The sequence below is a fragment of the Streptomyces sp. NPDC054834 genome, assembly GCF_053611185.1.
Window position 1 is genome coordinate 39740 of record NZ_JBSGZV010000003.1, and the last position, 14771, is coordinate 54510.

The 14771-nt window shown below is 69.4% G+C and carries 13 protein-coding genes, 2 pseudogenes and 1 riboswitch; of the genes and pseudogenes, 4 read left to right on the top strand and 11 right to left on the bottom strand.

Annotated features, from left to right (window positions below; translation table 11 throughout):
• Positions 1 to 5: 5 nt before the first annotated feature.
• Positions 6 to 344: pseudogene (locus tag ACWGJM_RS05145) on the bottom strand (histidine kinase); the annotation flags it as partial.
• Positions 321 to 836: pseudogene (locus ACWGJM_RS05150) on the bottom strand (alpha/beta fold hydrolase); the annotation flags it as partial. The pseudogenes ACWGJM_RS05145 and ACWGJM_RS05150, both read right to left, overlap by 24 nt.
• 121 nt (positions 837 to 957) lie before the next feature.
• Between ACWGJM_RS05150 and ACWGJM_RS05155 the strand changes: the two are divergent.
• On the top strand, positions 958 to 1242 hold the full coding sequence (locus ACWGJM_RS05155) for a hypothetical protein (RefSeq protein WP_453410294.1): 285 nt from the start codon (positions 958 to 960) through the stop codon (positions 1240 to 1242).
• Here the strand turns inward: ACWGJM_RS05155 and ACWGJM_RS05160 are convergent.
• Positions 1211 to 1834 (bottom strand): muconolactone Delta-isomerase family protein, encoded by a 624-nt coding sequence (locus tag ACWGJM_RS05160; protein ID WP_453410295.1) that lies wholly within the window; start codon positions 1832 to 1834, stop codon positions 1211 to 1213. The genes ACWGJM_RS05155 and ACWGJM_RS05160 overlap by 32 nt on opposite strands.
• A gap of 488 nt (positions 1835 to 2322) precedes the next feature.
• Between ACWGJM_RS05160 and ACWGJM_RS05165 the strand changes: the two genes are divergently transcribed.
• A complete protein-coding gene (locus tag ACWGJM_RS05165) occupies positions 2323 to 2913 on the top strand; it encodes a histidine phosphatase family protein (protein WP_453410296.1) in 591 nt (196 codons plus the stop codon).
• 34 nt (positions 2914 to 2947) lie between these two features.
• On the opposite strand, the gene ACWGJM_RS05170 is transcribed toward ACWGJM_RS05165, so the two are convergent.
• The 3 genes from ACWGJM_RS05170 to ACWGJM_RS05180 all read right to left on the bottom strand — a co-directional run bounded on the left by ACWGJM_RS05170 (position 2948) and on the right by ACWGJM_RS05180 (position 5346).
• The gene (locus tag ACWGJM_RS05170; RefSeq protein ID WP_453410297.1) at positions 2948 to 3700 is read right to left on the bottom strand and encodes a CbtA family protein; all 753 of its coding nucleotides are present in this window, start codon (positions 3698 to 3700) and stop codon (positions 2948 to 2950) included.
• Positions 3701 to 3721: 21 nt separating this feature from the next.
• Entirely contained in the window at positions 3722 to 3943 is a 222-nt protein-coding gene (locus ACWGJM_RS05175) for a CbtB domain-containing protein (protein ID WP_453410298.1), read from the bottom strand.
• Between the two features lie 35 nt (positions 3944 to 3978).
• A riboswitch (cobalamin riboswitch) is annotated at positions 3979 to 4124 on the bottom strand.
• Between the two features lie 73 nt (positions 4125 to 4197).
• Positions 4198 to 5346 (bottom strand): acyltransferase family protein, encoded by a 1149-nt coding sequence (locus tag ACWGJM_RS05180; RefSeq protein WP_453410299.1) that lies wholly within the window; start codon positions 5344 to 5346, stop codon positions 4198 to 4200.
• Between the two features lie 272 nt (positions 5347 to 5618).
• Between ACWGJM_RS05180 and ACWGJM_RS05185 the strand changes: the two genes are divergently transcribed.
• Positions 5619 to 6596, top strand: coding sequence for a quinone oxidoreductase family protein (locus ACWGJM_RS05185; protein WP_453410300.1), 978 nt, complete (start codon positions 5619 to 5621; stop codon positions 6594 to 6596).
• Positions 6597 to 6630: 34 nt separating this feature from the next.
• Here ACWGJM_RS05185 and ACWGJM_RS05190 read toward each other — a convergent pair whose 3' ends face one another.
• The 5 genes from ACWGJM_RS05190 to ACWGJM_RS05210 form a co-directional block, all read right to left on the bottom strand.
• A complete protein-coding gene (locus tag ACWGJM_RS05190; RefSeq protein WP_453410301.1) occupies positions 6631 to 8361 on the bottom strand; it encodes an amylo-alpha-1,6-glucosidase in 1731 nt (576 codons plus the stop codon).
• Positions 8362 to 8411: 50 nt separating this feature from the next.
• Entirely contained in the window at positions 8412 to 9260 is an 849-nt protein-coding gene (locus tag ACWGJM_RS05195) for a carbohydrate ABC transporter permease (RefSeq protein ID WP_453410302.1), read from the bottom strand.
• Entirely contained in the window at positions 9257 to 10228 is a 972-nt protein-coding gene (locus ACWGJM_RS05200; RefSeq protein ID WP_453410303.1) for a carbohydrate ABC transporter permease, read from the bottom strand. Before ACWGJM_RS05200 ends, ACWGJM_RS05195 begins: the two co-directional genes overlap by 4 nt.
• Before the next feature lie 11 nt (positions 10229 to 10239).
• Positions 10240 to 11481 carry a sugar ABC transporter substrate-binding protein gene (locus ACWGJM_RS05205; RefSeq protein WP_453410304.1) on the bottom strand — a complete coding sequence of 414 codons (1242 nt, stop codon included), beginning with the start codon at positions 11479 to 11481 and terminating at the stop codon, positions 10240 to 10242.
• Positions 11482 to 11600: 119 nt separating this feature from the next.
• The gene (locus ACWGJM_RS05210; RefSeq protein WP_453410305.1) at positions 11601 to 12641 is read right to left on the bottom strand and encodes a LacI family DNA-binding transcriptional regulator; all 1041 of its coding nucleotides are present in this window, start codon (positions 12639 to 12641) and stop codon (positions 11601 to 11603) included.
• Between the two features lie 236 nt (positions 12642 to 12877).
• On the opposite strand from ACWGJM_RS05210, the gene ACWGJM_RS05215 reads away from it, so the two are divergent.
• Entirely contained in the window at positions 12878 to 14761 is a 1884-nt protein-coding gene (locus ACWGJM_RS05215; protein ID WP_453410306.1) for an RICIN domain-containing protein, read from the top strand.
• The last annotated feature ends 10 nt before the right edge of the window (positions 14762 to 14771 follow it).

Genomic DNA, 14771 nt, shown 5'->3' on the forward strand with positions numbered 1-14771 from the left:
CGACGGGCCTGCTCCGCCTCCGCGCGTGCCCGTTCGGCCTCGGCGCGGGCGCGTCCGGCGTCCTGGCGGTGGCGTAGCAGCTCCTCCTCGTAGGCGCGTCGGTCGGAGGCGTCGAAGACGGTGGTGCGGAGCAGCAGGGGCTCGCCTTCGGTGCCGCGCTTGACCACCGAGGAGACCAGCGCGGGCAGCCGGTCACCGAGAGCTGCCTTCATCTCCAGGGCCGTGGTTCCATGCCGAGCCAGTTCAACAGTGTGCTGTTGATCTTGGCGGTGGTGCCGTCCATGAGTGTGGACAGGTAGGCCGCAGGGTGCCGACTGGCGGGAGGAAGGGATCGCGGCGTGCACGTAGGCGCCGGCCTCGCGGGGCGCGATGACGTCCTGAGCGCATTCCAGCACCAGCGTCGGCACAGCTTCTGCGCCACCGACCCCGACATCGCCCGTGTCTTCGCCCGCACCAGTTGGCCAGCTCCTCCCCCGGCTCCGGCCGCTCCGCATTGCCCATGATCACCGGGCCCGAAGAGGCCGGCAGTTCGTCGATGTCCTTCGCGCTGAAGCCACCGCGGTAGCCGTCGTCGTCGATGTAGCACGGCGACGGCGCCACCATCACACTTCGGCCACGTCCTGGGCCTAGCCGTCGAGCGAGGAGTACCGCTCCTGACTCCAGGCCGACAGGTCCGAACGGCCGGAGCCCACGTAGTCGGACAGCACCACCCGGTACCGATCGGTCAGTGCCGGCGCGACCAACCGCCACATGTTCTGGCCGCAGCCGAACCCATGCGCCAGTACGACCACCGGCGCGCCGGCCGGCCCGGCCCGGCCATCGGCGCAGGCCGCCATTCGGAGCACCGAATGGTCAGCTCTTCCGGTGCTTGCCGGACGACTCGCAGGTGAGCACACCTCATCGGGGGTACGGCGTCTGCGCAGCAGATGCCCAGGACGACTCGCGAGGAGAACAGCCGTGTACGCAGCCATCAGAAGGTACTCGGGGGTGACCGACCCGGCCGAGGCAGGACGTCGGGTGAACGAGGGGTTCGTGCCGCTCATGCGTCAGATCCCCGGTCTCCTGGCCTACTACTGGGTCGACGCCGGCAACGGAGTCATGGTCTCGACCAGCGTCTTCGAAAACGAGGCGGGGGCCGACGAATCGATCAAGAAGGCAGCGGTCTTCGTACGGGACAACCTCGCGCCGCTGCTCCCCAACCCTCCCGAGGTCATGTCCGGCCAAGTCGTGGCTTCCGTATGACGCCCGGGTCGCTCGGATGCTCACTCAGGGGCGTTGTCTGGGTGGCAAGCCACGGTCTCAGAGGAAGCGAATCAAGGACGGTCTGCATCTCGGCGAAGTCCCGGGCGCGCCACAGGCCGAGCGCACGGCCCTCGCCGGGCATCCGCCACAGCCGTACCAGGTGCCCATCTCCGGCCAGCTCCTGCGCACGGACCGCCTCCGCCGCGGTGACGTCCGCCGGTGCCCGGGACGGGGCGCCCTCGGGTGCGGCGGGGGCGAAGGTGACCAGGAACTCCTTGGCGGTACCCGATGCTCCGGTGGAGGTCGGACCGGGGTCGTTCGGGTGCTGCGTCAGGGGTGTGACCTCGTCACTGCGCCAGACGCGCAGTGGCAAGGCGGCGAGCACATCCTCCAGGCGCGCCGCGTCCGCCGCTGTGAACAGCCCGAGCGTGCGCCACTCGCCTGGCCGCAGAGGCGGGCGCCACAGCCGCAGCAGCCGGCCCTCCTCGGCGAGTCTGCGGGAGTTGGAGGCCTCTCGGGCCCGGATGTCGTCGACTTCGTCCGGTGAGGTCCCCTCCGGAACATGAGTGGTCATGGTGACGAGGTATTCCATGACGGATCCTCCTCCGAGCCGGTGAACCGCGGGGAACCGCTGCCTGGATCCACCGTCCCGCGCGCGGCGGTCGATCGCATCCCCTGAAAGCCGCCGGTTGCCGCCCGGGCGACGTCGCACGGCGATCGCCGCACCCCGCCGACACCGCTCGCGGGCACCGGTGAGGTGAGACGGCTGGCATCGACTTCGTCGTCGGCGGAGTGCCAACGTTCCGTGCCGGGCGGGGCGTTGGCGTCCGTCAGTGGGCCGAAGCCGAGGCGGTGCACCACCGTTGTCCTGGCGGCGGAGCACCCGAAGCTTGTGGCAGAAGTGGCCGCTGTGGCAGAAGTGGCGGCTGTGGCGGCTGTGGCGGCGCAGTATCGACCTCACCAGCTGGGGCCAGGATCCTGCACACTGTCCCGCCGGCGCGCGACAGGGCGCCACCCTGTTATGTTCGCGACCGAGGCAGGCGATCCGCATCCCGTGCCGACCGCAGGAGGAGCAGCCACGTGACCAGCCGCGTCACCTTCGTCTCGGCCGCGACGAGCCCGTCGCTGCGTCAGGCCCGCTTCTACGACGGCGACTCGGTGGACGACGTCGGGGCGGCCCGCGCCCGCTCAGCGGCCGGGTCGTTGCCCTCGCCGGCCCGTGTCGCCACGTCCCCGAGTGTGCGCTGCCGGGAGACGGCGGTGACGCTCGGTCTGGACGTCGTGGAGACGCCGGAGTTGCGAGGTCTGGACGTGGGCCGCTGGCGAGGCCGCACCCTTGACGAGGTGGCGGCCGCCGAGCCGGAGGCAGTGGGCCATTGGCTCGCCGACCCCGGCTGGGCAGCACACGGCGGGGAGTCGGTACGGGACGTGTGCGAGCGGGTCGGGCACTGGCTGGACGCCGCGCAGGACACGGACGGCCGTACGGTCGCCGTGGTCGAGCCGGAAGTCGTACGGGCCGCGGCCGTTCATGTCCTGGGCCTGCCCGCATCCGCCTTCTGGCGGCTGGACGTACCGCCGCTGACGGCCACGGAACTCAGCGGCCGGGCCGGACGGTGGAATCTGCGGCTCGGGCAGCCGCTGGCCACGTCGGAAACCGTCTCGGCGCGCTGAGACCCTACGGACGCGTCCCGCCTGACACGAGCGTTCAGTTCGAGGCGGGAACCGTCCGCCCGGACCGGGCTGCCGCGGGCTTGGGATTCAGCTGCCGCTCGGCCAACTCACCGAAGAACAGGCCGAATCCGCCCCACAGCACGGTCTGGATGGCCAGGGCCGACAGACGGAACCGCCACAGCAGGGTGGCCGGGAAGTCCTTCGGCACCTCGTTGATGACCGGCAGGAACGCGTACGCCAGCCCGATCACGACGACGAACGCGGCCACCGCGACCACCGTCGCCCACCAGGTGCCCAGACCGGGCGCCAGGCGCTTGCCCACGATGGTGGCGGCGATCGCCAGGAGCACGCTGAGCAGCATCATCAGGAAGTACAGGGTGGTCCGCTTGCCGATGGTGTCGGGCTCACCGACGGACGGCGGGTTGGCCGGGTACTTCAGGAACGGCACGACATACATGGCGAGGAACGCGCAACCGGACAGCAGCAGCGCCGTCGCCCGCGGGCTGAAGCGGCCGATCCGGCCCAGCGCGAAGCAGTACGCCAGCGCGGCGATGCCGCCGAAGGCGACCCCGTAGACCAGGACGCCGGTGGCGAGGCCGGCCGTGGACTGGAGGGAGCGGGAGACGACCTCCATCTCGTGCTCGTGGGAGTGGGCGTCCTCGAAGCTGATCGCCTTGTCGACATTCGGCTCACCGAGAAGGTAGGCGACGACCAGGGCGAGCACGCCGGCGGCCAGGCCGGCGAGCATGCCCCGCACGAGGAGATTTCTTACCGTTGCGGAATTCATGGGCGTGCGGCGTCCCTCGCGTCAGTGGCAGGGGAAGCCGAGCAGGTGGCGGGCGTCGTGCACCCACTCGTGGACGTCCGTGCCGTTGAGCACGGAGGTGGCGCCCTGCTCGGCGCCGACGAAGTACAGCAGGACGAGCATCAGGATGCCGAAGAAGACCGCCCAGGGGGCTATCGCCTTCAGCGGCAGCGTGGCGGGAACAACGGGAGTGGTGGCTGTCGGCTGGGCGACGGTCTGCGCCATGGCAGGACCTCCTCTGGGAGTTCGCGTCCCATCTCGGTGGTGCACAGGACGACGGCCACGGGTCTGACTTGCCGGACACCCCGAAGGGCGTCTGGCATACAGTGGCGCGACCGTGCCGGATTCCCACCGGCTTCCGTCTCGCCGTCGTCAATACGGACAGACCGTACCGCGTGACGCGGACACGGCCAAGACCGCACCACCTTGCGTGACCTTCCTCTCGAAGCGCGTGGCCAACCGCACGTGGGACAGGCGGGTCAGCGGTGCCGGCGTGAACGTCCCGCCGAGAGCATGGACTTCCAGGATCGGTTCCGCTTGAAGGGCATCTCGAAGAGCTCTGCGAACAGCCAAGCCGACAGGACCGAAGCGGGCAGCCCCAGAACCAACGTGAAACAGAACGTGGGCAGTCCGGCCGATACGTACTCCGGGGCGATTTTCCGGACGATGACCATGACGATCGGCAGATGAATGAGATAAAGGCTGTATGAGAAGTCGCCGAGGCTGCGCATGGGCCGTGTGGCCAGAAAGCGCATCACAAAGACGGGACGCCCGGTGGCGATCGCCGCCAGAAACATCGTCATGGCGGGCGCGATGGCGAGATCCACCCAGAAGTAATGATTTATGGTCCAGGTCGATCCCTGGACCGCGATGAGCAACATCACCGGCATGACAGCCAGAGCGGCGAGCCGATGCCAGGGCATGCGTCGGACCCTTTCTCGCGCAACAATGATTCCCGCGCCGACCAGACCGGCAACGAATACGGGCGCGAGATTCGGGGTCAGCCAGTTGTCACCTTCGACCGGCAACACGTTTTCCGCCGACAGCCCGCGTAGGGCCACCAGCAGCGTCACACCCCCGACCAGGAGCACCGCCCCCAGCCGTCGCCGGACAAAAAGCAGCAGCGGAAAGACGAGATAGAGCTCCGCCTCCACGGCGATCGACCAGAACGCACCATTCGGCGTGCGAGCCGTGAACATATCCTGGACTACCAGACCATACACGACAATTGTTCTGACGTTCGGCGGCCCATGGTGAGAGGCGGGCACGACAAAGTAACCGATGACCGTGCTCAACACAAGTGCGGCCCAATATGGCGGAAGGATTCGCCAGGCGCGGCGCCGCAGGAACCGTGCGATACCAGCCTGCCGCCAGCCGTGACGCGCCGGGGAAATAGCCAGTGAGAAACCGGACAGTACGAGAAAGAAGACGACGGCGAGGCGCCCGTACATCAGCCAGCCCAGCCAGGACGGGCCCGAGTTTTCGGGAAATCCTGGAAAGGCCAGCAACCAGCAGTGAAAAAGGACCACATATAACGCGGCGATACCGCGGAGCCCGTCAAGACCCGGCACATGGAGGCCGCCGTTGACTTCGCCCCTCCCGTCCACCTGCCGTACCAGGACGGCCATGTCGGACCCGCCACTGACGGGACGGCTCGATAATGATGAAATTTTTCGGCCCTTCCTCTCGGCGCCGCGCCGAAGCACGTAGCCACCGCTTGCGGTCCGGGTGACACAGCGCCACCCGTGGTGACTCATACGTCGCACACAGCAAGGAAGTTCAATGCCGCGGTCCGCACCGCGCCCGGACGCACGGGCCGCTTGCCCACTGTTCGATGGATCTCGTACAGTGCCGGTGTTCGGTCTCCGTTGAACACCATGTCGAAGGGTGCCTTCCGCTGATGCGCGCAATCGAGTTCCAGGAATACGGCGGCCCCGAGGTGTTGAAGGTCGTACAGGCCGGCACCCCCGAGCCGGGGCCGGGGCAGATCACGATCGACGCCGCCTACACGGGCGTGAACTTCGCGGACCTCAAGGCACGCGCCGAGGGGTACCGGGTCGGATCGCTGCCCTTCCGGCCCGGCCTGGAGGTTTCCGGACGCGTCCGGGCCGTCGGTGACGGCGTGGAAGGACTTCGCCCGGGGCAGGAAGTCGTCGCGCTCGTCAACAGCGGCGCCTACGCGGAGGTCGTGGTCGCCGAGACCGCCACGGTCTTCCCGCTCCCCGAGGGCCTGGACCTGCGGACCGCGGCCGCGTTGCCCACCGTACTGCCGACCGCGCACGCGCTGCTCCATGAGGTCGGGCGATTGCGCGCCGGAGAGAACGTGCTGATCCACGGCGCGGCGGGAGGCATCGGCACGGCGGCCGGGCAGCTGGCACGGGCGGCGGGCGCCGGCGCTGTGTACGGCGTGGTCTCCTCCCCCGCCAAGGCCGCGCACGCCCTCGAGCACGGCTACGACGAAGTGTTCACCGACGACTCCTTCCTCGGCGACGTCCGCCGCGCCACCGTCGGCAGGGGCGTCGACCTGGTACTCGACCCCGTGGGCGGCGACACCCTGCACCGCGGCCTCGACGCCCTGGCCGTCTTCGGACGCCTGGTGTCCTTCGGCAACGCGAGCGGGGCCGAGCCGTGGCACGTCGGGCAGCCCGAGCTCTACCCGCAGGGCCGTTCCGTCGCCGGCTTCTCCATCCTGGCCCTCGCCCAGACGGCGCCCGAAGCCCTGCGCTCGCTCGCCGAACGCGCCTTCCGTACGGTCGTCGACGGCACCGTGAACCTCCCGGTCACCGCCGAGTTCCCGCTGTCGGACGCGGCCGAGGCACACCGGCTGATGGGCGGACGTACCTCGACGGGCAAGCTGCTGCTGCGGACGGCCGACTGAGCACACAGCGTCCGGGGAACGGGAACTCCAGCGATCAGACGCGGCGTTCGGCGGCCTCGGCGAGGAGGAGGTAGCCGGCCGCGGTCCAGGTGTAGGCGCGGTCGCGCAGGCCCGTTCCCGTGATGGCGTCGAAGTTCTCCGCGAAGCCGTGGGTTTCGCAGAGCGCTCGGAAGCGGGCGCTGATCTCGTCCGCAAGTCGATGGTGACCGGCGCGGCGCAGGCCGTCCTCGACCAGGACCGTCGCGGGTGCCCAGACCGGGCCGCGCCAGTAGCCGTCGGCGCGGTAGTGCGGCGAGGCGGGCAGTTCGGTGGCCAGGCCGTACGGGGTCAGGTGGGCCTCGATCCCGGCGGCCAGTGCCTTGCCGACACCCTGCGGCAGGTGCTCGCCCAGGACGACCGGCAGCAGGTCCAGCAGGCTGGAGCTGCTCCACGTCCGCGAACTCTCCACACCGCGGGCCACGAACCTCTCCCCCGTCCACAGTTCGTCGAGCATCGCGGCCTGCGTCGCCTCCGCGGTACGGCGCCAGCGGCGGGCCTCGGCGGAAAGCCCCAACTCGCCGGCCAGACTCGCGAGCTCGCGCAGTTGAAGGATCAGGAACGCGGCGAGGTCGGCGGTGACGACCACACGTTCGGGGTCGAACGTCGTCGCGTTGTCCCAACCGCTGTCGTTGCCGTGCTGGTAGTGGGGCAGGGCGGCGCCCGGTGCTCGGCGTGCGGTGAGCCAGTAGTCCGTCCAGCGACTCAATCGGCCGTAGACCTCAGCGAGTTCCTCAGGGCTGAGGGGTTCGGGGAGGCGTCGGCGGAGGCGGGCGAGGGTCCAGCCGTGGATGGGTGGTTTGACGAAGTTGCGCAGGACCTCCGAGTGCGTGACGGAGTCGGGCAGGGCGCCGCTCTCGTCCTGGTGGTCGAACGGCAGTGAGAACTGGTCCCGGGCCAGCGCTGGTGCTCCGGGGGCCAGGGCGAGGGCGTTGAAGCAGTGGTCCCAGCTCCACACCTTGTCCATCCAGTGCTTGGACATGAGCACGGCGGGCCGGGTGACGAGGCCGGCCGGGTCGACGGTCGCCGACCACAGAACGTAGACCGCTAGTTCGGCGGCCGGGGTACGGGAGGACCGCCAGGGCGCCACCGCGTCGGCGAAGGCGGCGAAGGCGCCTTCCGCCGCGGCCACGACCTGGCCGAATGTCTTCGTGGGAGAGTGAGCGCGGCGTCCGCTGTCGAATTCCTCGACAGCCACCTCCCAGGTCCCGCCGGCGTCCCCGCAGATGGTGAGGCCGCGGTCGGCGGCGCCGAGGGCCTGGTTGCCGGACAACTCGCGGGCGACTCCGGACAGCCTGGTGATCCGGTACCGGCGGCCGGTCTCGTACGAGGTGAACACATAGGCCTCGTCCACCGGGTCGCGGTAGAAATAGGTGCCCGTGAAGGGGGTCAGGGCTTCAGCGGCCGCAGTGATGCGCAGGCCCAGCCCTTCGCCGCGGATCCGGACGGTGTCCGGCGCTTCGTAGGCGCAGTCGATGCTCCCGCGCTCGTGGACCCAGCGGAGCAGGCTCGGCGTCGTCATGACGTGGCTGTCGACCCGGGCGCCCGTCTCCGCGTCCAGCGGGACCAGCCGCAGCACGGCGTGCATGCCGTTCTGGTGCGACACGAGGTGGAGATCGTCGGCGCGCGTCCTCTCCGCCAGTACGGGCGAGATGCCGAACCAGGAGCCCTGCGTGCTGAACGGGATGTCATGGATGGAGAAGGCCGGGCCGGATCGGGCGGCGGTCATCAAACGGTACTCGATTCTTCAGCGGGGTCACCGGTGCTCAGCGGACCGGGTCAGTCCTTCACCGCTCCGGCGGTCACGCCGGTGGCGACGTAACGCTGGGCGAGGACGAGGATCACCGTCGCGGGCAGTGAGGCGACGACGGCGGTGGCCATGATGGCGTTCCACTGCTGGTTGTTGTTGCCGATGTAGTGGTAGATGCCGAGGGTGATCGGCTCGTGGGCGCCGCCGCCGGCGAGGGTGCTGGCGAAGACGAAGTCGGACCAGGACCACAGGAAGGCGAACAGGGACACCGTGACGACGGCGTTGCGGCTCATGGGCAGCACGATCGACCAGAAGGTGCGCAGGGGTCCCGCGCCGTCCGTCTTCGCGGCCTGGAGCAGTTCGGCGGGGATGCCGGACATGAACGCCGTGAAGATGAGAACCGCGAAGGGGACGGCCAGCGTGGAGTCCGCGACGATCAGGCCGGGCACCGACTGGAGCAGGCCGAGGCCGAGGTAGACGGCGTAGAAGCCCATCGCCATGATGATGCCGGGGATCATCTGGGCGACCAGGAAGAGGAAGCTGAGGACGCCGCCGCCGCGCGGGCGCAGCTTGGCCAGCGAGTAGCCGGCGGGGGCCGCCAGAGCCACGGTGAGGACGACGGTGCCCAGGCCGATGACGAGGCTGGTGCCGAGGTAGGGCAACTGCTCGTCCAGGACGGCCCGGTAGCCCTCCAGCGTGCCGTGCACGGGGAACAGGCCGGGCGGGCTCTTGCGCATGTCCTGGTCGCGGGTGACGGACGCGTTGAGCATCCAGTAGACCGGGAAGAGCATGATCCCGGTGAGGACGAGCCCTGTGGCGGTCTTCCACCAGGTGGTCCGTCCCCGGCGGAGGCGGGAAGTCGTCGCGATGGTCGTCATGAGGCGTACTGCTTTCGCTGGAGCCTCAGGTACCCGAGGCCGAAGACCACGGCGGCCGCGACGAGCAGGTTCCCGACTGCCGCACCGGGGCCGAAGGCGGGCAGCAGATTGCCGAAGCCAAGCTGGTAGGACCAGGTGGCGAAGGTGGTGGAGGAGTCCGCCGGGCCGCCCTTGGTCATGATCCAGATGATGTCGAAGACCTTGAGCGTGTAGACCAGCCCCAGCAGCAGGGTGACGGCCGAGACCGGGCGCAGCAGTGGGAAGGTGATGTCTCTGAAGCGCCGCCAGGCGCCGGCGCCGTCGAGGGCGGCCGCCTCGTACAGGCTGCTGGGGATCGCCTGGAGACCGCTGTACAGCACGACCAGGTTGAACGGGACGCCGATCCAGACGTTGGCGATGATCACGGAGGTCAGTGACCACGACGGTGAGGTCAGCCAGTTCACCGGACCGATGCCGACGGCGTGCAGGGCGGCGTTGACGACGCCCGATTCACTGTTCAGCATCCACGACCAGGTGGACGCCGACACGATGAGCGGCAGCAGCCACGGTACGAGGAACAGGGCGCGCAGGGTCGCGGAGAGCCGGAAGTGCTGGTTGAAGAAGACCGCGAGGGCCAGTCCGATGGCGTACTGGAAGAGCAGGCAGACGACGGTGAACACCACGGTGTGGGTGAGCGCTGGGCCGAAGGTCGGATCGTCGAAGACGGTGCGGTAGTTGGCGAGGCCGGTGAAGGGGGCGTTGCCCTGGACGAAGGAACGGACGGTGTAGTGACGCAGGCTCAGATCGAGGTTGCGGTAGAGCGGATAGGCGTAGAAGAGGCCGAGGTAGAGGGTGACCGGCGTGAGGAAGGCCCAGGCGGCCCACTGCTGCGAGCGGGGGCGACGCCGGGTGGCGGTGCGGGCCGGGAGCGGAGCGAGGGCGACGGCCGCGCTCCCTTCGAGCGCCGGCGAGTGGGTGGTCTGCTTCATCGGCGCCGACGTCACTTGACCGCTGCTTGCGCCGAAGCGAGCGCGTCACCGGGGGACTTGGCTCCGCTGAGGGCGCTCTGGACCGCCTTCCACATCTGCTCCGAGATCTTGGGGTACTTGGTGCCGAGATCGTCGCTGGTGCGTCCCTTGGCCGCCTTCACCGCCGCGACCCAGGGCTTCAGCTTGGCGTTGGAAGCCACCTGCTTGTCCTGCACCGCGCTGGTGGGGGCCACGTAGGACAGCGTGGTGTCGGTGCTGTAGAGGTTGTCGTCGCTGGTCAGGCAGGAGACGAGCTTGCCCGTGGTGGTGTAGCGGCCGGTGTCGCCCTGGACGGGGACGGTGACGAACTCGCCGCCGGTCGGTGCCGCGGCCTTGCCACCGGACGCGCCGGGTATCGGGAGGACGCCGTAGTCCAATCCGGCTTCCTCCGCGCCCGCCAGCTGCCAGGTGCCGTTCTCGGCGAAGGCGTAGTCGCCGGTGGCGAACTCCTGCCAGCTGGTGGTCTGCGTGTTGTTGAGGACCGAGTTGGGGGCGTAGCCGTTCTTGAGCCAGTCCTTCCACAGGGACAGCGCCGACTGGCCTTGCCGGGAGTCGAGTCGGGTCAGTTTCCCGCCCGCGCCCCAGAACCACGGAAGGAACTGGAAGCTGCCCTCCTCCGTGCCGGTCGCGGAGAACGTGATGCCCTTCTTGCCCGCCTTCTTGGCCTTCGCCAGTGCGGCGGTCAGCGACGGCCAGTCCTTGACCGAGGCGATGTCGACGCCTGCCGTCTTCAGGACTTCCTTGTTGTAGTACAGGGCGAGGGTGTTGGCGCCGATGGGCGTTCCGTATGTCTTCCCACCCGACTGGCCGGCCGCGAGCAGGTTGGGGTCGACCTTCGAGGTGTCCACCTTGTCGTCGGACGTCGTCGTGAGTACGCCCGCCTCCGCCAGCGTCGACACCACGGGGTTGTCGACGATGAGCACGTCCGGGGAGTTGTCCTGCTGCGCCGCCAGCAGCGCCTTGTTCGCCAGGTCGCTGGTGTCGAACGCGGTGCGCTTGATCTTCACGCCGGCCTTGCTGCCGCAGCCGTCCAGCAGCTTCGCCCACGCCGAGTCCTTGGCGAACTGCGGGTAGGGGTCCCAGATGGTGTAGGTGCCGCCGTCGCCGCCCTTGGCGGACGAGCTGCCTCCGGACGAGCATGCGGTGATGGCCGTGGCCAGGGTAACGACGGTCAGGGCCGTGGCGGTGAGCCGCTGTCCTGTGGATCCGTTCATGGCGCGTTCCTTTGTGATTTCGGCGAGGGCCTGCCGAAGAAGCGGGTCGGGAAACAGCCGGCCGAGCAGAGCCGGTGAACGAGTGGTGACGTGGGCGCGCGGCGGGAAGCGCGTGGGCGTCAGACGGTCTCGCCGGGCCCGGAGTGCCGGTGGGTGTGGGCGGGGCCGGTGCTCGCGCGCAGGGAGATGGGCGGTGTGAGCAGGTGGTGGCGCGGTGCCGCGTCAGGGTGGTCGAGTCGCTCGACGAGCAGCTCCACGGCGAGGCGTCCCATCTGCTCCGCCGGCACGTCCGCCGCGGTGAGCCGCGGGGTCACCGTCTCCGCCCACCTGCTGGCCACGACTCCGGTGACGGAGAAGTCCCGCGGCACGTGGAGGCCCGCTCCGGCCAGGCCGCGGTACATACCGCCCAGCGCGGCCTCGTTCAGCGTGACCAGCGCCGTGGCAGCCGGGTCGTCGTGCAGGATCCGCTCCACGCAGGCCTCGCCGGAGGGAGCGTCGTCGCCGCAGCAGTACGTCCGTACGGTCAGCCCGCGCTCCGCCGCCGCCTTGGTGAACCCCTCGAGCCCCCGGTGCGCCGACTCGTAGCCCGCCCGCAGCAGGCGCTCGGGCCGGTTCACGAAGGCGATCCTGCGGTGGCCGAGGTCCGCCAGGTGGTGGACGCAGGCCGCCGCCAGTGCCGTGTGGTCCAGGCCGACCCACCAGTCGCCGTCCGGCTCCGCCGTGCGGCCGATGCAGACGGCGGGGAAGTCCGCCGCGGCCAGGTGGTCGAGGCGGTCGTCCTGGAGCCTGATCTCCATCAGGATCGCGCCGTCCACCCGCCGCTCCCCCAGCAGCCGTTGGAACGAGCGGTCGCTGTCCACTCCGCTCGGGGACAGGAGCACGTCGTAGTCGTAGGCCGCGGCGGCCTCCACCACGCTGCCGATGAAGTCCAGTTGCATGCCCGTGTAGTGGCTGCCGGCCGGCGGGAAGACCAGGCCGAGGGTGCTGGTCCGGCCGTTGGCCAGGGCACGTGCGCTCGCGTTGGGGCGGTAGTCCAGTTCGTCGATGACGCGTTGGATCTTCTGCCGGGTCTCGTCCGACACCGGACGCTTGCCGCTGAGCGCGTACGAGACGGTGCTCCGCGAGACACCGGCTCGCCGGGCAATCTCACCGATGTTCACGGGACTCCTTCGTCGATCCGGTTCGCCGTCGGACCGGCTGTCGAACCGGTTCGCGTGAAGGGAAGCTAGAAGGGGTGAAGGCGAGTGTCAATGCCTTGCGCGCGCTTTCCCATATCCGCCTTGGATAGCCGTCAGAGGTATTGCTGGCCGCTGTCCGGCGGTGCTAGCTTCCGGGCCTGCTCGGCGTCGAACCGGTTCGAGTCATCTGCCAACCCCGCCATCTGGGAGAGCCGCCCATGCACCTGTTCTCACCGCGCCCCCGATCCAGAACCGCCCCCGGTCACCACTCGAGGCCCACCGGCCGCCCCCGACGCCGCGGCCCGTCCGTCGTCGCCGTCCTGCTGGCTGCCATGGCGGCGAGCCTGCTGCCCGCCACCAGCTCGCACGCCGCCGACACCGCAGTCACCGTGGACTTCGCCACCGCCGGAGGAGCGCCCACCTACCACGCCTCGGGAACGATCTACGGGATGGCCCCCGACGGCTCGCTCCCCCAGGACCACTTCTTCAAGGACATCAAGTGGCACTTCATGCGGGCCGGCGGCGCCCAGCTCAACAGCGGCGGCTACGCCACGAGCCTCGCCGACTACCAGACCCGCTGGAAGTCCACCCTGGCCCAGTACAAACGAACCGTCGCCCTCGGCGGCACGTTCGTACTCCTCCCGCACGACCTGTGGGGCGCCGACGGCACCACCAGCCAGGGCTGGCCCGGCGACAACGGTGACTGGACGCAGTTCGACAACTTCGTCACCCAGCTCATCGGCGATGTACGGGCCAACAACATGACCGTCCAGTGGGACCTGTGGAACGAACCCGACGGCAGCAACTTCTGGGGTGCCTCGCAGAGTCAGTACCTCCAGATGTGGTCGCGCTTCTACGCCCGGGTGCGGGCCGCGTTCCCCGGCCAGCTGATCGTCGGACCCAGTACCGCGAGCCAGCCGAACGCCTCCAACAACTGGTGGACGGCCTTCCTCAGCCACGTCAAGGCCCACAACGTCGCCCCGGACATCTGGAGCTGGCACGACGAGCCGGGTGACCCGGTCACCGACGTCGGCCGCGCCAACGCCACCCTCGGCGCGGCGGGCCTGACCAACACCCGCCCGTACCAGATCAACGAGTACGCCACCCTGTCCATGCAGTCGCCGGGCGGCGGTGCCTGGTTCATGGGCCGTCTGGAGCGGGCCGGAGCCGACGGCCTGCGCGGCAACTGGGGCGGGGGCACGAACCTGCACGACTACGAGGCCAACCTGCTCACCAAGAACAGCGCCGGGCAGTACCTGCCGCTGGGCGAGTGGTTCATGTACCGCTACTACGGCTCCCAGACCGGCAACATCGTCAATCTGCTCCCCGGCACCGGCACCGACGGCCTGGCCACCAAGGACAACACCGCCCGGAACGCCAAGATCCTGCTCGGCAGCAGCGGCAACACCGGCACCGTCACCGTCAACCTCACCGGCCTGAACACCACGTCGCTGGTGGAGAGCGGCAAGGTCCGCGCGGTCGTCCAGCGCGTCCCGTACAACAACGGCGCGGCCGTCACCGGCCCGGAGACGATCGCCGACACCACCCTCACCGTCAGCGACAACGCCGCCTCGGTGAGCCTCCCCTGGAACAACACCAAGGACGGCTACACCGTCACCCTGCTGCCCCCGTCCAACACGACGATCTCGACCGTCGCGGTCAGCGAGAACAGCGGGCAGTGCCTGGACGACACCGACCTGAGCACCGCGAACAGCACCCAGTACCAGCAGTTCTACTGCGAGGGCGGCTACCAGCAGATGCTCGGCCTCAAGCCGGTCGCCGGGCGCGCGAACACCTACACCGTGGTCAACGAGCTGAGCGGCAAGTGCCTCGACGTGGCCGGCGCGTCCACCGCCGAGGGGGCCGCGGTCGGCCAGTACACCTGCAACGGCCAGACCAACCAGATGTTCACCCTCAACCCCGTGACCGCGCTGGGCAACAGCCACGACTACCAGCTTGTCGCCGTCCACAGCGGCAAGTGCGTAGACGTGTCCGACGTCTCCACCCAGCCGCGGGCCCTGATCCACCAGTGGACATGTGACCCCGCGAGCGCACTGGGCACCAAGAAGAACCAGGTCTGGCGGCTGCTGGGCCGAGCCTGAGCCTAGCGGA